Source organism: Pseudomonas sp. R4-39-08 (assembly GCF_003852275.1).
In the GTDB taxonomy this organism is placed as follows: Bacteria; Pseudomonadota; Gammaproteobacteria; order Pseudomonadales; family Pseudomonadaceae; genus Aquipseudomonas.
Genome location: NZ_CP027733.1, coordinates 1,359,817 through 1,378,508 on the forward strand (window position 1 = coordinate 1,359,817; position 18,692 = coordinate 1,378,508).

Sequence of the window (18,692 nt, forward strand, 5' to 3'; positions counted from 1 at the left end):
GGGGGCTTGCTCCCGATAGCGGTGGATCAATCAGCTTATTCAGCGACTGACACTCAGCCATCGGGGGCAAGCCCCCTCCCACATTTGGTTTTATGTATGGCTGAGTTCGCGCATGCGCTGCAAGACTGCATTGAGGCCATTGCTGCGTGACGGCGACAGTTGGCGGGAAAGCCCGAGTTGATTGAACCAGTCGGGCAAGTCCACCACCTGCAACTCAGCCGCCGACAACCCATTCACCCGCGCCAGCAATAACGCCACCAGTCCACGAATCATCCGCGCCTCGCTGCTGGCGGCAAACTGCCAATGGCCATTGTGCAAATGCCCCACCAACCACACCAGGCTCTCACAGCCCTGTACGAGGTTGGCATCGACCTTGTCCTCATCCGCCAAGGCGGGCAGGCGTTCACCCCATTGCATCAGCATTCGGGCGCGTTGTTCCCAACTGCCGACTGACTGAAAGGCTTCCAGCGCGGCCACCGCATCCATCGGCAAGCTCATCGCAGCATCTCCAGCGCCTGGTCCAGCGCTTCAAAGAAGCGCTCCAGGTCATCGGAGTCGTTGTACAGCGCGAGGGACACGCGAATCGCCCCCGGCAGCTGCAGCATCTTGAGCAACGGCATCGCACAGTGATGACCGGCACGCACGGCGACCCCCTGCTCGGTCAGCAGGTGCGCGAGGTCGGCGTTATGCACGCCCTCGACCACAAAGCTGACCAGCGCCACTTGCGGCGCGCCGAGTATGCGCACGCCATTGCGCGCTTTTAAGCCGCGCAGCAAATAATCGTGCAGTGCCGCTTCATGCCTGACCACCGCCTGTGGATCCAGCGAAGTCAGGTAATCCAGGGTCGCCCCCAGGCCGATCACGCCGGCTATCGGTGGCGTTCCCGCCTCAAGACCCAGGGGGGCAGGGCGGAAGCTGGCGCTGTGGTAGTCCGCCTGCTGCACCATTTCTCCGCCAAACTGCCAGTGGCGCAGGCGGTGCAAGGCTTCGTGGCGGCCGTAGAGCACGCCGACCCCGTCTGGGCCGTACAGTTTGTGACTGGAAAATACATAGAAGTCGCAGCCCAGAGCCTGCACGTCGTGGCGGCCATGGACAATGCCTTGGGCACCGTCGATCACCGTCAGCGCGCCGTGGCTGCGGGCCAGCCCGAGCAAGGCGTCGAGCGGCTGCCAGGTGCCGAGTACGTTGGATAACTGGCTGACCGCCAACAGCCGCGTGCGCGGGCCGATCAGCCGGGCAGCGGCGTCAAGGTCGATCACGCCGTCAGCGTCCAGGGGCAGTATCACCAGCGTCAGTGCGCGACGTCTGGCCAGTTGCTGCCAGGGCAACAGGTTGGCGTGGTGCTCCAGGGCGCTGATGGCAATCTCATCGCCCGCGTCGAATAAGTGCTCGAGGCCGTAGGCCAGGAGGTTCAGCGCAGAGGTCGCGCCGTGGGTAAACACCACCTGCCCGCTGTCACCCGCATTCAACCACTGCGCAACCTTGCTGCGACTGTCTTCAAACGCCTGGGTCGCATGGGCTCCCGGCAAATGCTGGGCACGGTGCACGTTGGCTGCGCCATTGGCGTAGTAATGGCTGATTGCATCCAGCAGGGCTTGGGGTTTTTGCGTGGTGGCGGCGTTGTCCAGGTAGGTCTGGTCTTGCCGTTGCAGGGTGGCGATGGCTGGGAAGTCGGCACGCCAGGGGGAGGGCACAAGCATGATGTTCAAGACTCGTATAAGCGGGCCGCAACCTGAAGGTGCGGCCCGCTGGGGCATCGAGTGGCTGCTTAGTTGTGAGCGTGCAGCGCTTCGTTCAGTTCGATGGCCGATTTGTGGGTTTTGCACTCCACGGCACCGGTCTCGGAGTTGCGGCGGAACAGCAGGTCCGGTTGGCCGGCCAGTTCACGCGCCTTGACCACTTTGACCAGTTGGTTCTTCTCGTCCAGCAAGGCAACTTTGGTCCCGGCGGTCACGTACAGGCCGGACTCCACGGTGTTGCGGTCGCCCAGCGGGATACCGATACCGGCATTGGCGCCGATCAGGCAGCCTTCGCCGACCTTGATCACTATGTTGCCGCCGCCCGACAGGGTACCCATGGTCGAGCAGCCGCCGCCCAGGTCGGAACCCTTGCCGACGAACACGCCAGCCGATACACGGCCTTCGATCATGCCCGGGCCTTCGGTGCCGGCGTTGAAGTTGACGAAACCTTCGTGCATGACGGTGGTGCCTTCGCCCACGTAGGCGCCCAGGCGCAGGCGGGCGGCATCAGCGATACGCACACCGCTCGGTACGACGTAGTCGGTCATTTTCGGGAATTTGTCCACCGAGAACACTTCCAGCAGTTCGCCGCGCAGGCGTGCTTCCAACTGGCGTTCGGCCAGTTCGGCGATGTCGATGGCGCCCTGGCTGGTCCAGGCCACGTTCGGCAGTTGCGGGAACACGCCGGCCAGGTTCAGGCCGTGGGGTTTGACCAGGCGGTGGGACAGCAGGTGCAGCTTGAGGTAGGCCTCAGGCGTGGAGGTCAGGGCGGCGTCTTCGGCCAGCAAGGTCGCAACCAGCGGCGTATGGCTTTCAGCCAGGCGGCTCAACAGGGCGGCCTGGGTGGCGTCGACGCCTTTGAGCGCGTCGGCCAGTTGCAGGGCCTGGGTGACGGTGAAGGTAATCGCCTGGTTGCCTTCGGTGTAGCCAAGGATCGGCGCGATGGCCGCGACGATGTCAGCCGAAGGGTTGAGCAAGGGCTGTGCGTAAAACACTTCCAGCCAAGCACCTTGGCGGTTCTGAGTGCCGACGCCGAAGCCCAGGCTGAACAGGGAATTGGACATGCTGTTACCTCTACAAAAATGGAAGGCTGGCCTACTTGAGGGCCGCCGAATAACTATCTGGCTTGAAGCCAATCAGGGTTCTGTCACCGAGATCGAGCACCGGGCGCTTGATCATCGAGGGTTGCGCGAGCATCAATTCAATGGCTTTCGACTGATCGAGATCGGCTTTGCGTTCGTCTTCGAGTTTGCGAAAGGTGGTGCCCGCACGGTTCAAAACCACCTGCCAACCGTGCTCGTCGCACCATTGGGTCAAGTGTTCGCGGTCGATACCGGCCGTTTTGTAATCATGGAACTCATAGCTCACAGCGTGCTCATCAAGCCAGGTGCGCGCCTTTTTCATGGTGTCGCAGGCTTTGATGCCGAAAAGGTGCAAGGTTTTGCTTGAAGCGGTCAAGGAATTGCCCCCTTTGGACGAATGAAAAATGAAAGATCGCGGATTATGCCACGCCCAGCGCGTTTCGGCGCCGTTCGTCAGCGCTGTGCGACGTTTGTGCAAAGGGCAGTGCGCCGCATAGCCGGTTACCATAGCTGGGTAATATGGCACTTCAACGGCCAGTTGTTGCCTCATGTGTGTCGTTGCAAGTCGATTGTCTGGGAAACCCGCGTTATGCAAACCGCCTACACCGTTCTTATCCTGCTGATGCTGGTCAGCGTGTCGCGTCTGGTCGGGCGCATCATTCCCCTGCCGCTGCCGCTGGTGCAGATTGCCGCCGGGGCCCTGCTGGCCTGGCCCACGTTGGGGCTGCATGTGGCGCTGGACCCGGAGCTGTTCCTGTTTCTGTTCTTGCCGCCGCTGCTGTTTTCCGATGGCTGGCGCATGCCCAAGCGTGAGCTGTGGCGCCCGCGCGGGCCGATCCTGACCTTGGCCGTGGGGCTGGTGCTGTTTACGGTGGTCGGCGCGGGGTACTTCATTCACTGGATTCTGCCGACGATTCCGTTGCCGGTAGCCTTTGCCCTGGCGGCCGTGTTGTCGCCGACGGATGCCGTGGCGGTGTCGGCGATTGCCCAGAATCGCCTGCCCACGCCCTTGATGCACATGCTCCAGGGTGAGGCCTTGATGAATGATGCGTCGGGCCTGGTGACCTTCAAGTTCGCCCTGGCTGCCGCGTTGACCGGGGTGTTTTCCCTGGCCGATGCCAGCCTGACCTTTGTCTTGGTCGCAGTGGGTGGGCTGGCGGTCGGTGTGGCGTTGAGCTGGCTGGTCGGTCGCCTGCGCGCCTGGATGATTGCACGAGGTTGGGATGACCCGGCCACCCACGTGGTGTTCATGTTGCTGCTGCCCTTCGCGGCCTACGTGCTGGCGGAGCGCTTGGGCGCGTCGGGCATTTTGTCGGCCGTGGCGGCGGGCATGATGCAGAGCTGGCTGGACCTGCTGCCGCGTCAAACCAGTACACGCCTGCTCAATCGCAGTGTCTGGTCGCTGCTGGAGTTTGCCTTCAACGGCCTGATCTTTCTGCTGCTGGGCCTGCAACTGCCGGACATCATCAAGGCAGTGGTGAGTCATGAGCCGACGTTGTGGCCGGCCTTGATGTACCGCTGCCTGGACGTGATTGCGATCTTCGTGGTGCTGGTGGTGTTGCGCTTTATCTGGGTACAAAGCATTTGGCGGCTGTCAGGCTTGCTGCGTCGTGTGCGTGGGAAAAGCGAGCTGACCTTGGTACCCACGGCGCGATCCTGTTGGCTGCTGACGGTGGGCGGCGTACGCGGTGCGGTGACACTGGCGGGCGTGATGTCGGTGCCATTGCTGCTGGCGCCGGGCCAGGCTTTTCCGGAGCGCGACCTGCTGATCTTTATCGCGGCCGGCGTCATTCTGTTGTCGCTGGTCGCCGCCTGTATCGCGCTGCCGTTGCTGCTTCGCGGGATCGAAAAGAGCCCCGATGAAAAGCGTCACCGGGAGGTTCGCGAGGCCTGGAAAAAAACCGCCGTGGCAGCGATCCATGCGCTGGAGGCTGAAGAACCTGATGAAACCGCAGTGTCGGATGCGGCTCAAGCGGCATTGGCCACTGAGCTCAAGGCGCGATTGATGTCGGAATATCGCCACCAGCTTGAGGTATTCAACGATTCTGCCGAAGCCCAGGCCCTGGCGCTGCAGATGGATCAACTGGAACGCAAGCTGCGGCTCAAGGGGCTGCGTGCGCAGCGGCTGGAGTTGTATCGTTTGAGTCGCCAACATCAAATTGGCGATGATGTATTGCGCGAAGTTCTGGCGGATCTGGATATGAGTGAAGCGAACTTGGGCAGCGTCAAGTAGTTTGGGCATTGATCATTGCGCGGATGCCGGTACCGAGCAGTTTGCCGAGCAGTGTTTTATCTTCAGGGTACAGTGACTGCACAAAGCTTTTATCGCCTTCAGACAGTTTGAAGTTGCGCGGGATTGGATTTCCGCTATTCAGGTGTGAGGCGCGAATCCCATAGTGCATGATGGATTTGTCATCATAGTTTGAAGTCTTTACCTCTTTGCGCGAGAAGGGGCGGAGGATATCGTTCTTGGCCTTATAGGAGGGTTCTCCTCTCGATGCATATTCGTCATAGATGTTCTGCCTGTTCAGGTCCAATGTCCGATCGGGGTGCTGATGCTCATGTTTGAGGCCGATGGCGTGGCCGAATTCATGCTGGATCGTTGCGGCGACGCTGCTTGGCGAGACTGTGAAGTTAATGCCCATGGTCGGTTCGGATAAAGGCACCTTCTTTGCGTCGGTGCCCACGTTTGACCATCCTGCTCTCGTGTCAGCGTCCGCAGTGATGCGGATATCGCCATTGGGGCTGTCGGTGAACTTGAAGTAGAGATTGGTATGGGGGGCCCACGCGTTGATGTTGTGCTTTACCAACGCTTTCTGTTCTGGGGTCATGTTCAGCAGGGAGATAGTCAGCACCGAATGCTGAGGCCAGAGCTTGTCGGGCATGGCGACGCCGCGCTTACTTCTATTGAGCGGCGCGGTGACGCAATGAGCAGAAAGCGAAGTGGGCGAAATCGTGAGCGTCATGGGGGGCACCTAAGTGTTTATATGAACTTAGGTGTAAGGTTTGCGTGTTTCTGTTCCCTCGCAATGGTTGCAAGATACAAGGCTGGAGGCCGCCCCGTTGGGAGCGGCTTGTGTCTCAACCGCGGCGCTGGATGAAATCGCGAATCCGCCCAGCCGCTTCGACACATTCGGCCAGCGGTGCAACCAATGCCAGGCGTACACGCCCGGCGCCTGGGTTGAAGCCATCCACTTCGCGGGACAGGTAAGACCCCGGTACCACCGTCACATGTTCCTCCACGAACAAATCACGGCAGAAAGCAGCATCGTCCCCGTTCACATTCGGCCACAAATAAAAGCCGCCGTCCGGGCTTTGCACATCCAGCACCGGTTTGAGGATCGCCAGCACTGCGTCGAACTTCTCGCGATACAGGTCACGGTTGGCCTGTACGTGCGCTTCGTCCTGCCAGGCGGCGATGCTGGCCAGCTGGGTTTGCACCGGCATTGCGCAGCCGTGATAGGTGCGATACAGCAGGAAAGCCTTGAGAATCTCAGCATCGCCAGCGACAAAGCCCGAACGCAGGCCCGGCAGGTTGGAGCGCTTGGACAGGCTGTGGAACACCACGCAACGCTTGAAGTCCTGGCGACCCAGTTCGACACAGGCGCTCAGCAGGCCTGGCGGCGGGGTTTGCTCATCGAAGTACAGCTCGCTGTAGCACTCGTCGGCGGCGATCACGAAATCGTGCTCATCGGCCAGGGCGATCAGCTTTTTCAGGGTGTCCACCGGAATCAGCGCGCCGGTCGGGTTGCCCGGAGAGCACAGGAACAGGATCTGGCAACGTTTCCAGATGTCTGGCGACACGGCATCGAAGTCCGGGTTGAAACCATTGGTATCCAGGCACGCCAGGTAATGCGGCTTGGCACCGGCGAGGAACGCGGCGCCTTCGTAGATCTGGTAGAACGGGTTTGGGCTCACCACCAGCGCGTCGTCACCGCGATTGACCACGGTCTGGGTAAAGGCGAACAGTGCCTCGCGTGTGCCGTTGACCGGCAGGATATTGCGCGCCGGGTCCAGCCAGCCTGCAGGTACGTTGAAGCGGCGCTCGCACCAGGCGCCAATGGCCTCGCGTAATGCGGGGATGCCCAGTGTGGTCGGGTACACCGCCATCTGGTCCAGGTTGTTGCTCAGCGCCTCAGCCACGAAACTCGGTGATTTGTGCTTGGGCTCGCCAATCGATAGGGCAATCGGGCGTTTGTCCGGGTTGGGGGTGACACTGCCGAGCAGGGCGCGCAGTTTCTCGAATGGGTAAGGCTGCAGCTGGTTCAGGGCGTTGTTCATCGCAAGTCTCGTCAATTCAGTTGTCGGCACGCGGTCTGGTTGCCGGCGAAAATTCAATAGTAGGAGGGGGCTTGCTCCCGATTGCGTTGTGTCAGTCAGCTGATCTTATCTGATCCACTGCTATCGGGAGCAAGCCCCCTCCCACATACGCCGGCGTTTCAAATCGTCAGGCGCGTCAGCGCGACGCCAGGTTCCTGGGTCACGCTCAATTGCTCCACGATCGCATCCTGCAAACGGCGGCACAGCTCAGGGTCGGACAGCGGCTGGTTATCGGCGTCGGTGATGAAGAACACGTCTTCCACGCGCTCGCCGAGGGTCGCAATCTTGGCGTTCTGCAGCGACAGGTCGAACTCCAGGAAAATCCCGCCGATGCGTGCCAGCAGGCCTGGCCGATCCGGCGCGCTCAGCTCCAGCACGGTTACCGGGCGCTGGGCGTCGTTGGAGATCGTCACCTGCGGCGCAAAGGCAAAGTGCTTGAGCTGGCGCGGTACCCGGCGCTGGATGATGGTCGGGTAATCATCCGGGTTGCGCAGGGCTTCGGTCAGGCCTTCGCGGATCTTCTTCACACGCACCGGATTGTCGCCAATCGAGTCGCCTTCGGTGTCGAGCACAATGTAGGTGTCGAGGGTGAACTGGCTGCTGGAGGTGATCACCCGGGCGTCATGAATGTTCAGGTTGAGCTGGTCCATAGCCGCCACGGTCACGGCGAAGAAGTCATGTTGGTCCGGCGCGTAGATGAAGATCTGCGTGCCGCCTTCGAATTCGCGCTGGGTGGTTTCCTTGATCAGGACCAGAGGGCCGCCATCGGCCGGCTGTTGAAGGATGGCGTCGGTGTGCCAGGCGACATCGCCGGCGGTGTGGCGCAGGAAATAATCGTCACCCAGTTGCGACCACAGTTGTTCGACATCGTCCGGGTCGTTGCCGCCGCGCACCAGGATATCCAGGGCCGCGCTTTGGGTGCGGCGAATCTGCTCTTCGCGGTCTACCGGGTTTTCCAGGCCGCGGCGCAGGGCGCGCTTGGTCTCGGTGTACAACTGGCGCAACAGGCTGGCGCGCCAGGAGTTCCATAACGTCGGGTTGGTGGCGTTGATGTCGGAGACGGTCAGCACGTAGAGGTAGTCGAGGCGGGTTTCATCGCCGACGATCTGCGCGAAGTCGTGGATCACTTGCGGGTCGGACAAGTCCTTGCGCTGGGCGGTGGTCGACATCACCAGGTGGTTCTGCACCAGCCAGACGATCAGGCGGCTGTCCCACAACGGCAACTGGTGGCGTTGGCAGAACGCTTCGGCATCCACCGCGCCGATCTCCGAGTGATCGCCATGCCGGCCCTTGCCGATGTCGTGGTACAGGCCGGCCAGGTAAATCAATTCCGGCTTGGGCAGCTTGGCCATGAGCTTGCTGGCCAGTGGGAATTTCTCTGACACCTGGGTGTACTGCAACTTACGCAAGTGCTTGATCAGGTTCAGGGTGTGGGCGTCCACGGTATAGATGTGGAACAGGTCGTGCTGCATCTGCCCGACGATAAAGCCGAACTCCGGCAGGTAGCGCCCGAGGATGCCGTAGCGGTTCATCCGCCGCAGGTTGCGGTGGATGCCGATCTTGCACTTGAACAGTTCGATAAACAGGCTGGTGTTGCGGATGTCATGACGAAACTCATCGTCGATCAGATGACGGTTTTCCCGCAGCAGGCGAATGGTATCGGCGCGCACGCCTTTGATTTCCGGCTGCTGGGCCATCAGCACGAAGATTTCCAGCATGGCGAACGGCGTGCGGCGGAATACGTTGTCGTTGCGCGCCTCGATGTAACCGTCGTGCAGCTGGAAGCGCGAATTGATCGGTTGCGGCGGCGCTTCGTCTTCGGGGGCCAGGATCACTTCTTCGAAGTGCTGGATGATCAGGTCGCTGAGCTGGGCAATGCTCATCACCACGCGGTAATACTGCTGCATGAAGCTTTCGATGCTGGTCTTGGCGTCTTCGCCTTCAAAACCCAGCAGGGTCGCGATGGAGCGCTGGTGGTCGAACAGCAGGCGGTCTTCCGAGCGCCCGGCAAGCATGTGCAGGGCGTAGCGTACTTTCCACAGGAACTCCTGGGACGAGGCCAGCAGCGCGTTTTCGCTCTCCACCAGAAAGCCCTCGCCGGCCAAGGCGCGCAGGTTCAGGGTGCCGTACTGGCGACGGGCCACCCACAAGATCGTCTGGATATCGCGCAGCCCGCCCGGCGAGCCTTTGACGTTGGGTTCCAGGTTGTATTCGGTGTCGTTGTATTTGTGGTGCCGCGCCTTTTGCTCGGCACGCTTGGCCAGGAAGAAATCCTTGCTCGGCCACATGTGCGCAGTGTTGGTGACTTCAAGCATGCGTTGGCGCAGGCGCTCGGGGCCGGCGATGGTGCGGCTTTCCATCAGGTTGGTGATGACGGTCAGGTCGGCGCGGGCCTCTTCGGCGCATTCGTCCACCGAGCGTACGCTCTGGCCGACTTCCAGGCCGATGTCCCACAGCAGCGTCAGAAACCGCTCTATGGAATCGCGAAAAATCTCATGGTCGGCGCTGTCCAGCAAAATCAGCAGGTCGATGTCGGAGTAGGGGTGCAGCTCACCACGACCGTAGCCGCCGACCGCCACCAGGGCGATATCTGCCTCGCTGCTCCAGCTGAACTGTTCCCAGGCTTTTTGCAGGATATTGTCGACGAACCAGGCGCGGTCCTCGATCAGCCGGCGTATGTCGCGGCCGCTGCGAAAGCGCGCGTCGAGCACCTCGCGGGCCTGGCGGATCGCCTTCTTGAACGCGGCGATAGGGCTTGCCTTCAGCGCCAGTTCGGCCTGGAACTGGCCACGGTCGAAGAGTTCGGGATCCACCTGGGGCATCGATCGGCTTTCCTTTCTATCTGTCAGTCATTCACAACACGCTGTGGGAAAACCTGGGCAAGCTATCAGGCCGAAACGCGTGGGATTGTGTCATCGGCGCGCAGGGTGAAAATCTCGTAGCCGGTTTCGGTGACCAGCAGGGTGTGCTCCCACTGGGCCGAGAGTTTGCGGTCCTTGGTGATGGCGGTCCAGCCGTCGCCCAGCACCTTGGTGTCGGCCTTGCCCTGGTTGATCATCGGCTCGATGGTAAAGGTCATGCCGGCCTTGAGTTCCATGCCGGTGCCGGCGCGGCCGTAGTGCAGGATCTGCGGCTCTTCATGGAATACGGTACCGATGCCATGGCCGCAGAACTCGCGCACCACCGAGAAGCCGTTCTTTTCGGCGTGCTTCTGGATCACTTCACCGATATCGCCCAGGCGGCAGCCTGGCTTGACGATCTCGATGGCCTTGTACATGCATTCCTGGGTCACCTGGGACAGGCGCTCGGCCCAGACCGGCACGTTGCCGACGTGGAACATGCGGCTGGTGTCGCCGAAGTAGCGGTCCTTGATCACGGTGACGTCGATGTTCAAGGTGTCGCCGTCCTTCAACGGCTTGTCACCCGGGATCCCGTGGCACACCACGTGGTTGACCGAGGTGCAGATCGACTTGGGAAAGCCTTTGTAGTTCAGGGGGGCCGGGATGGCCTTTTGCACATTGACAATATAGTCATGGCAGATCTGGTTCAGTTCTTCGGTAGTGACGCCGGGCTTGACGTGTTCGGCGATCATTTCCAGCACGTCGGCGGCCAGTTTGCCGGCGATGCGCATGCCGGCGATGTCTTCGGCGGTTTTCAAACTAACGGTCATACAGGCTCTCTCTAGCGCGACGCGCTGAAATCAATACGGTTCACGGGCGTGCGACACTTCGCACACGCCACAAAAAAACGCGATTCTAACAGACGCGGGCGACAAACCATGAGCCCCTGACGATCGCTTCTCTCTATAGAGTGGGGGTATATCGGCGCCACTCAAAGGGTTGGAACAGGGTAGCTTGCGGCAAATGTGATTTCGGGTTCCGTTTTCGCCCTTGCTGTGGTATAAAATGCGCCGCTTTCCGGGGATGCCCCGCAGAGCTTAAATCCACACACGTGTCGACACGATGACCTGGGTGCCGGAGGCCTTGAAGCCGCTGGTTGGTCATTGGGATACGTGGAGGCCAAACCCGACTTATTAAGGAACTATCATGTCCCAAGTCAACATGCGCGATATGCTGAAGGCCGGTGTGCACTTCGGTCACCAGACCCGTTACTGGAACCCGAAAATGGGCAAATACATTTTCGGCGCGCGTAACAAGATTCACATTATCAACCTTGAAAAAACCCTGCCAATGTTCAACGAAGCTTTGACTTTCGTAGAGCGCCTGGCCCAGGGCAAAAACAAGATCCTGTTCGTCGGCACCAAGCGTTCCGCTGGCAAGATCGTTGCTGAAGAAGCAGCACGTTGCGGTTCGCCGTACGTCGATCACCGCTGGTTGGGCGGCATGCTGACCAACTTCAAAACCATCCGTGCTTCCATCAAGCGTCTGCGTGACCTTGAAGTGCAAGCCGAAGACGGTACTTTCGCCAAGCTGACCAAGAAAGAGGCGCTGATGCGCACTCGCGACCTGGAAAAGCTCGATCGTTCCCTGGGTGGTATCAAGGACATGGGCGGTCTGCCTGACGCACTGTTCGTTATCGACGTTGATCACGAGCGCATCGCGATCACCGAAGCCAACAAGCTGGGCATCCCTGTTATCGGCGTAGTCGATACCAACAGCAGCCCGGATGGCGTTGACTACATCATCCCAGGCAACGATGACGCAATCCGCGCTATCCAGCTGTACATGGGTTCGATGGCTGACGCTGTAATCCGTGGTCGCAACCACGTTGCTGGTGGTACCGAGCAGTTCGTTGAAGAAGCTCCGGTAGCCGCAGCTGAGTAATTGACGCCCTGGCGTTGACTCAGTAAGCAAAAAGGGGGCTTGGCCCCCTTTTTGCCACCTCGAAAACCATTTGTTGGCGCCCACTTGTGGCGGCGCATCGTTGCTCTGTAACGTGCAGCAGCCTACAACGGATATTCGGGAAGAATTGATCCCCCGTTCGATCGGGTGGAATGGTTGAAAACCTATCCAAGAGGAATTTGAAAATGGCAGCAATTACTGCAGCGTTGGTTAAAGAACTGCGTGAGCGTACCGGCGAAGGCATGATGGATTGCAAGAAGGCCCTGGAAAAGGCCGACGGCGACATCGAAAAAGCCATTGACGACATGCGTGCTTCCGGCGCCATCAAGGCCGCCAAGAAAGCAGGCAACGTGGCTGCTGAAGGCGCTATCGCTCTGAAAGAAGACGGCAAGTCCGCGGTACTGCTGGAAGTGAACTCGCAGACCGACTTCCTGGCTCTGCAGGACGACTTCAAGGCATTTGTTGCCGCCAGCGTTGAAAAAGCGTTCGCCGACAAACTGACTGACGCCGCTCCGCTGATCGAAGCTCAAGAAGCTGATCGCCTGGTACTGGTCGGCAAGGTTGGCGAAAACGTCAACATCCGTCGCCTGGTGCGCGTTGAAGGTGACGTGGTAGGTGGTTACCTGCACGGCAACAAGATCGGTGTTGCAGTTGTCCTGAAAGGCGGCAACGTTGAACTGGCCAAAGACATCGCTATGCACGTAGCGGCCAGCAACCCTGAGTTCCTGTTGCCTTCGGAAGTTTCTGCCGAAGCGATCGAGCGTGAAAAAGCTGTGTTCCTGCAGCTGAACGAAGAAAAAATCAAAGGCAAGCCAGAAAACATTGTTGAGAACATGGTCAAAGGCCGTATCAGCAAGTTCCTGGCTGAAGCAAGCCTGGTTGAGCAGGCGTTCGTCAAGAACCCTGAAATCAAGGTTGGCGAACTGGCCAAGAAAGCCGGTGCTGAAATCGTTTCCTTCACCTACTTCAAAGTAGGCGACGGCATCGAGAAGCCGGTCGACAACTTCGCTGAAGAAGTTGCTGCCCAGCTGGCTGCCGCCAAGCAATAAGACAGTTTTCAACTGTCGCCCGAAAGAGGCTGCCCGCTCACGCGCGCAGCCTCTTTTCAAATGGGAAGGCGAATTTATTTGGCTTCCCCTCGGAACTGGCTTACAAAGCCGTGTTCCGATGGCGCTGTGATGGCGTCCAGCTAGAGTGAACGCAAGCCGTAAACGGCTCGCCAAGAATTTTTTAAAAAATACGCCGCAGGAGAGATTCGCAATGGCTCAGCAGGGCAGTGGTTATCAGGCTCGCTATAAACGCATTCTACTCAAGCTCAGCGGCGAGGCCCTGATGGGCTCGGAAGAGTTCGGGATCGACCCCAAGGTACTTGACCGCATGGCGCTCGAAGTCGGCCAACTGGTCGGTATCGGTGTTCAGGTGGGCCTGGTGATCGGTGGTGGCAACCTGTTCCGCGGCGCGGCACTGAGTGCTGCCGGCATGGATCGGGTCACTGGCGACCACATGGGCATGCTGGCCACTGTGATGAACGCCCTGGCCATGCGTGACGCCCTGGAGCGTGCCAATATCTCGGCCATCGTGATGTCGGCTATTTCCATGGTCGGCGTGACCGATCACTACGATCGCCGCAAAGCCATGCGCCATTTGAACGCCAAGGAAGTGGTGATCTTTGCCGCGGGCACCGGTAACCCGTTCTTCACCACCGATTCGGCCGCATGCCTGCGTGCTATCGAAATCGACGCCGACGTGGTGTTGAAGGCGACCAAGGTGGATGGCGTATACACTGCAGATCCATTCAAAGACCCGCATGCCGAGAAGTTCGATCATCTGACCTACGATGAAGTGCTGGATCGCAAGCTGGGTGTGATGGACCTGACGGCTATCTGTCTGTGCCGCGACCACAAGATGCCGCTGCGCGTATTTAACATGAACAAACCCGGCGCCCTGCTGAACATCGTACACGGCGGCGCAGAAGGGACTCTGATCGAGGAAGGCCAACAATGATCAACGAAATCAAGAAAGACGCTCAAGAGCGTATGCACAAATCCCTGGAATCGCTGAACCATGCATTTGGTCAGATTCGCACGGGCAAGGCTCACCCAAGCATCCTGGGCAGCGTGATGGTGCCCTACTACGGTACGGACACCTCCATTACCCAGGTGGCCAACATCACCGTAAAAGACTCGCGCACCCTGCAGGTCGTGGCCTTCGAGCGCAACATGCTCGGGGCGGTCGACAAAGCTATCCAGAGTGCCGGCTTGAACCTCAACCCGACCAACCTGGGCGAGTTGTTGTTGATTTCCATGCCTGCCCTGACCGAAGAGACCCGCAAGGGCTTCACCAAGCAGGCGCGCAGCGCGGCAGAAGATGCACGGGTTGCCGTGCGCAACATCCGTCGCGATGCCTTGGGTGACCTGAAGAAGCTGGTCAAGGACAAGGAAATCAGCGAAGACGAAGAGCGCCGTGCCGTTGCCGATATCGATAAGTTGACCAAGGATGCGGAGGCCCAGATCACCAAGGCCACCGAAGAAAAAGAAAAGGACCTGATGGCCGTATAAGGGGTCAGGACGCCTTCATGGAAAAGACCAAGCAGACTGTGCCCTCTGTGGTGCCGCGCCATGTCGCGATCATCATGGATGGGAATAATCGCTGGGCGAAAAAACGCTTTATGCCCGGTGTTGCCGGGCATAAAGCGGGTGTCGATGCGGTGCGCGCTGTCATCGAAGTGTGCGCCGAGGCCAAGGTCGAAGTGCTGACGCTGTTTGCCTTTTCCAGCGAGAACTGGCAGCGGCCCGCCGAAGAAGTGAGTGCCTTGATGGACCTGTTCTTCAAGGCGCTGCGGCGCGAGGCCAAGCGCCTCAATGACAACGGCATCAGCCTGCGCATCATCGGTGACCGTTCCCGGTTCCACCCGGAGCTACAGGCAGCCATGCGTGAAGCCGAGGCTATCACGGCCGGCAGCAACCGTTTCGTGCTGCAAATCGCGGCCAACTACGGCGGCCAATGGGATATCGCCCAGGCTGCGCAGCGACTGGCCCGCGAAGTGCAGGCCGGTCATTTGCGGCCCGACGACATCACGCCCGAACTGCTGCAAACCTGCCTGGTGACCGGCGACCTGCCGTTGCCGGACTTGTGCATCCGTACCGGTGGTGAGCACCGCATCAGCAATTTCCTGCTGTGGCAGCTAGCCTATACCGAGTTGTATTTCTCCGACCTGTTCTGGCCGGACTTCAAACACGATGCCATGCGCAATGCGCTGGCCGATTTCGCTTCCCGTCAGCGTCGCTTCGGTAAAACGAGCGAGCAGATCGAAGCTGGAGCCCGGGTTTAAATGCTTAAACAACGAATCATCACAGCACTGATCCTGCTGCCGATTGCCTTGTGTGGTTTTTTCCTGCTCGAGGGTTCCGGCTTTGCACTGTTCATCGGCCTGGTGGTAACCCTCGGCGCATGGGAATGGGCGCGTCTGGCGGGCTTCAGCGCCCAATTGCCACGCGTGGTGTACGCCGCGGTCGTCGCGCTGTTGCTGTTCCTGATGTACATCCTGCCCGATATCGCGCCCTGGGTGCTGGGGGCGTCGGTATTGTGGTGGGCATTGGCAACGTTCCTGGTGCTGACCTATCCGCGCACCAGCGGTCAGTGGTCCAGTGTGGCCTGCAAGTTGGTGATTGGCTTGCTGATCCTGCTGCCGGCCTGGCAAGGCTTGGTGGAAATCAAGCGTTTCCCGAATGGCAACGAATTGATCCTGGCGGTCATGGTGCTGGTATGGGGCGCTGACATTGGTGCCTACTTTTCAGGCCGTGCCTTCGGCAAGCGTAAGCTGGCGCCGGCCGTCAGCCCAGGCAAGAGCTGGGAAGGCGTATACGGCGGGCTGGCCTTGACGCTGCTGATTGCGCTGGCGGTCGGTGTGTGGCGCGACTGGTCGGTAAAAGAGATTTTCCTGGCCCTCTTGGGGACTGCCGTCGTGGTATTCATTTCGGTGGTGGGCGACCTCACCGAGAGCATGTTCAAGCGCCAGGCCGGGATCAAGGACAGCAGCAACCTGCTGCCAGGTCACGGTGGTGTGCTGGACCGTATCGACAGCCTCACCGCCGCGTTGCCGATCTTTGCCGTGTTGCTGTGGATGATCGCTTCGTGAGCCGTCTGCAGCAGGTCACCGTGCTCGGAGCAACGGGCTCGGTCGGGCTGAGCAGCCTGGATGTCATCGCCCGTCATCCCGATCGTTACCAGGTTTTCGCCCTGACCGGCTTTACGCGCATGAATGAACTGCTGGCGTTATGCGTGCGTCATTCGCCGCGCTTTGCCGTGGTGCCGCAGGCCGCTGCTGCGCGAAGCTTGCAGGATGATCTGCGGGCCGCCGGCCTTGCCACCCAGGTGCTGGTGGGCGAGGAGGGGCTGTGCCAGGTGTCCGCGGACGCCGAAGTGGATACGGTCGTGGCAGCTATTGTCGGTGCGGCAGGTTTGCGCCCGACACTGGCTGCCGTCGATGCGGGCAAGAAAATCCTGCTGGCCAATAAAGAAGCGCTGGTCATGTCCGGCGCGCTCTTTATGCAGGCCGTGCGCAGGAGCGGGGCGGTCCTGTTGCCCCTGGACAGCGAGCACAACGCGATCTTCCAGTGCATGCCCGCTGATTTTGCTCGCGGCCTGGGCCAGGTCGGCGTGCGCCGGATTTTGCTGACGGCGTCCGGTGGTCCCTTCCGGCAGACTCCGGTGGATGAGCTGGAGCATGTGTCGCCCGACCAGGCGTGCGCGCACCCGAACTGGTCCATGGGGCGCAAAATCTCCGTGGATTCGGCGAGCATGATGAACAAAGGGCTGGAGCTGATCGAAGCGTGCTGGTTGTTCGATGCGCGGCCTGATCAGGTGGAGGTGGTGATTCACCCGCAAAGTGTGATTCATTCCCTGGTGGATTACGTGGACGGCTCGGTACTGGCGCAATTGGGCAACCCGGATATGCGCACGCCGATCGCCAATGCCTTGGCTTGGCCGGAGCGGATTGATTCCGGTGTGGCGCCATTGGACCTGTTTGCCATCGCGCGCCTGGATTTCCAGGCGCCGGACGAACAGCGCTTCCCGTGCCTGCGTCTGGCCCGGCAAGCAGCTGAGGCGGGCAACAGTGCGCCAGCCATGCTCAATGCAGCCAATGAAGTGGCCGTGGCGGCGTTTCTCGAACGGCGCATCCGCTTTCCGCAGATCGCGAGTATCATCGAGGACGTTCTGGATTCTGAGCCGGTTGTGGCTGTGGATGACCTGGGGGCCGTGTTCGAGGCCGATACAAAGGCTCGGGCCCTGGCCGAGCAATGGCTGGACCGCAACGCGCGTCAGGCTGTAGGCGGGTAAGCGCCTTCAGGCATTGGATTGAAATGCGGAGAAATTAGATGAGTGCGCTCTACATGATTGTCGGCACCCTGGTTGCTCTGGGTGTGCTGGTTACCTTCCACGAATTCGGCCACTTCTGGGTGGCGCGTCGTTGCGGCGTCAAGGTATTGCGTTTTTCCGTCGGTTTCGGCATGCCGCTGGTTCGCTGGCATGACCGTCATGGCACCGAGTTCGTGATTGCAGCCATCCCGCTGGGTGGCTATGTGAAAATGCTCGATGAGCGCGAAGGCGAAGTGCCTGCGGACCAGTTGGATCAATCCTTCAACCGCAAGACCGTTCGTCAGCGCATCGCCATCGTCGCTGCCGGCCCGATTGCCAATTTCCTGTTGGCAATGGTGTTCTTCTGGGTCCTTGCCATGCTGGGCAGCCAGCAAGTGCGTCCGGTCATCGGTGCGGTCGAGACGGGCAGTATGGCGGCCAAGGCCGGGCTGGTGGCAGGGCAGGAAATTGTTTCGATTGATGGCGAGCCCACCACGGGTTGGGGCGCGGTCAATTTGCAGTTGGTGCGGCGCCTGGGTGAGAGCGGCACTGTCAATGTGGTGGTGCGTGAGCCGGATTCCAGTGCCGAAAGCCCGCGTGAGCTGGCCTTGGACCATTGGCTTCAAGGCGCTGACGAGCCGGATCCGATCAAGTCCCTGGGCATCCGTCCGTGGCGTCCGGCGTTGCCGCCGGTACTCGCCGAGCTGGACCCTAAAGGCCCGGCCCAGGCCGCAGGCCTGAAAACCGGCGACCGGCTGTTGGCCCTTGACGGCCAGGCGCTGGGCGATTGGCAGCAAGTGGTTGACCTGGTACGTGTACGCCCTGATACGAAAATTGTGCTGAAAGTTGAGCGCGAAGGTGCTCAAATCGACGTCCCTGTAACTTTGTCGGTGCGTGGTGAGGCCAAGGCTGCCGGGGGTTACCTGGGTGCCGGGGTCAAAGGTGTCGAGTGGCCGCCATCGATGGTGCGAGAGATCAGCTTCGGGCCGTTGGCAGCGATTGGCGAGGGTGCTAAACGCACTTGGACCATGAGCGTGCTGACCCTCGAATCCCTGAAGAAAATGTTGTTCGGCGAGCTCTCGGTAAAAAACTTGAGTGGACCGATAACCATTGCTAAAGTGGCGGGCGCTTCTGCCCAGTCGGGTGTCGCGGATTTCTTGAATTTCCTGGCTTATCTGAGTATCAGCCTTGGAGTTCTGAATTTGCTGCCCATTCCAGTGTTGGATGGGGGGCATCTGCTGTTTTATCTGGTCGAGTGGGTGCGTGGTCGCCCCTTGTCGGATCGGGTGCAGGGTTGGGGGATACAGATCGGTATCAGTTTGGTGGTCGGAGTGATGTTGTTAGCTCTGGTCAACGATCTGGGACGACTGTAACGCTTCGCTGAATTGCGA

The 18,692-nt window shown here is 60.2% G+C and carries 17 protein-coding genes; 9 read left to right on the plus strand and 8 right to left on the minus strand.

Features of this window, described 5'->3' with window-relative positions:
* Positions 1-90 precede the first annotated feature (90 nt).
* The 4 genes from C4J88_RS06035 to C4J88_RS06050 form a co-directional block, all read right to left on the minus strand.
* Entirely contained in the window at positions 91-498 is a 408-nt protein-coding gene (locus tag C4J88_RS06035) for a SufE family protein (RefSeq protein WP_124406457.1), read from the minus strand.
* Positions 495-1,700: an aminotransferase class V-fold PLP-dependent enzyme gene (locus C4J88_RS06040; RefSeq protein WP_124406458.1), complete on the minus strand. Its 1,206-nt coding sequence runs from the start codon at positions 1,698-1,700 to the stop codon at positions 495-497. Before C4J88_RS06040 ends, C4J88_RS06035 begins: the two co-directional genes overlap by 4 nt.
* 68 nt (positions 1,701-1,768) lie before the next feature.
* Positions 1,769-2,803: a 2,3,4,5-tetrahydropyridine-2,6-dicarboxylate N-succinyltransferase gene (gene dapD / locus C4J88_RS06045; protein ID WP_124366109.1), complete on the minus strand. Its 1,035-nt coding sequence runs from the start codon at positions 2,801-2,803 to the stop codon at positions 1,769-1,771.
* A 31-nt stretch (positions 2,804-2,834) separates the two neighbouring features.
* Complete coding sequence (locus C4J88_RS06050; RefSeq protein WP_099583364.1) at positions 2,835-3,197, minus strand: ArsC family reductase; 363 nt, start codon at positions 3,195-3,197, stop codon at positions 2,835-2,837.
* Positions 3,198-3,410: 213 nt separating this feature from the next.
* Here C4J88_RS06050 and C4J88_RS06055 point away from each other — a divergent pair, with 213 nt between their 5' ends.
* Positions 3,411-5,054, plus strand: a complete 1,644-nt coding sequence (locus tag C4J88_RS06055) for a Na+/H+ antiporter (RefSeq protein WP_124406459.1) — start codon at positions 3,411-3,413, stop codon at positions 5,052-5,054.
* Here C4J88_RS06055 and C4J88_RS06060 read toward each other — a convergent pair.
* The 4 genes from C4J88_RS06060 to map all read right to left on the minus strand — a co-directional run bounded on the left by C4J88_RS06060 (position 5,047) and on the right by map (position 10,811).
* Entirely contained in the window at positions 5,047-5,787 is a 741-nt protein-coding gene (locus C4J88_RS06060; RefSeq protein ID WP_124366111.1) for a M12 family metallopeptidase, read from the minus strand. The two genes, C4J88_RS06055 and C4J88_RS06060, sit on opposite strands and share 8 nt — an antisense overlap.
* A 115-nt stretch (positions 5,788-5,902) precedes the next feature.
* Positions 5,903-7,102 (minus strand): succinyldiaminopimelate transaminase, encoded by a 1,200-nt coding sequence (dapC, locus tag C4J88_RS06065; protein WP_124366112.1) that lies wholly within the window; start codon positions 7,100-7,102, stop codon positions 5,903-5,905.
* A gap of 158 nt (positions 7,103-7,260) precedes the next feature.
* Positions 7,261-9,963, minus strand: coding sequence for a [protein-PII] uridylyltransferase (locus tag C4J88_RS06070; RefSeq protein WP_124406460.1), 2,703 nt, complete (start codon positions 9,961-9,963; stop codon positions 7,261-7,263).
* Positions 9,964-10,028: 65 nt separating this feature from the next.
* On the minus strand, positions 10,029-10,811 hold the full coding sequence (gene map, locus C4J88_RS06075) for a type I methionyl aminopeptidase (RefSeq protein ID WP_005785707.1): 783 nt from the start codon (positions 10,809-10,811) through the stop codon (positions 10,029-10,031).
* Positions 10,812-11,187: 376 nt separating this feature from the next.
* On the opposite strand from map, the gene rpsB reads away from it, so the two are divergent.
* From rpsB to rseP, 8 genes are all read left to right on the plus strand, one after another.
* Positions 11,188-11,925: a 30S ribosomal protein S2 gene (gene rpsB, locus C4J88_RS06080; protein WP_048719953.1), complete on the plus strand. Its 738-nt coding sequence runs from the start codon at positions 11,188-11,190 to the stop codon at positions 11,923-11,925.
* Positions 11,926-12,128: 203 nt separating this feature from the next.
* Positions 12,129-12,992 carry a translation elongation factor Ts gene (gene tsf / locus C4J88_RS06085; protein ID WP_124361608.1) on the plus strand — a complete coding sequence of 288 codons (864 nt, stop codon included), beginning with the start codon at positions 12,129-12,131 and terminating at the stop codon, positions 12,990-12,992.
* Between the two features lie 211 nt (positions 12,993-13,203).
* Entirely contained in the window at positions 13,204-13,947 is a 744-nt protein-coding gene (pyrH, locus tag C4J88_RS06090) for a UMP kinase (protein ID WP_003172271.1), read from the plus strand.
* Positions 13,944-14,501, plus strand: a complete 558-nt coding sequence (gene frr / locus C4J88_RS06095; protein ID WP_065886088.1) for a ribosome recycling factor — start codon at positions 13,944-13,946, stop codon at positions 14,499-14,501. Before pyrH ends, frr begins: the two co-directional genes overlap by 4 nt.
* Before the next feature lie 17 nt (positions 14,502-14,518).
* Positions 14,519-15,274, plus strand: coding sequence for a polyprenyl diphosphate synthase (uppS, locus tag C4J88_RS06100; RefSeq protein WP_057723202.1), 756 nt, complete (start codon positions 14,519-14,521; stop codon positions 15,272-15,274).
* Positions 15,275-16,081, plus strand: a complete 807-nt coding sequence (locus tag C4J88_RS06105; RefSeq protein WP_124406461.1) for a phosphatidate cytidylyltransferase — start codon at positions 15,275-15,277, stop codon at positions 16,079-16,081.
* Positions 16,078-17,283 carry a 1-deoxy-D-xylulose-5-phosphate reductoisomerase gene (gene ispC, locus C4J88_RS06110; RefSeq protein WP_124366115.1) on the plus strand — a complete coding sequence of 402 codons (1,206 nt, stop codon included), beginning with the start codon at positions 16,078-16,080 and terminating at the stop codon, positions 17,281-17,283. Before C4J88_RS06105 ends, ispC begins: the two co-directional genes overlap by 4 nt.
* Before the next feature lie 38 nt (positions 17,284-17,321).
* On the plus strand, positions 17,322-18,674 hold the full coding sequence (gene rseP / locus C4J88_RS06115; RefSeq protein WP_124406462.1) for a sigma E protease regulator RseP: 1,353 nt from the start codon (positions 17,322-17,324) through the stop codon (positions 18,672-18,674).
* The last annotated feature ends 18 nt before the right edge of the window (positions 18,675-18,692 follow it).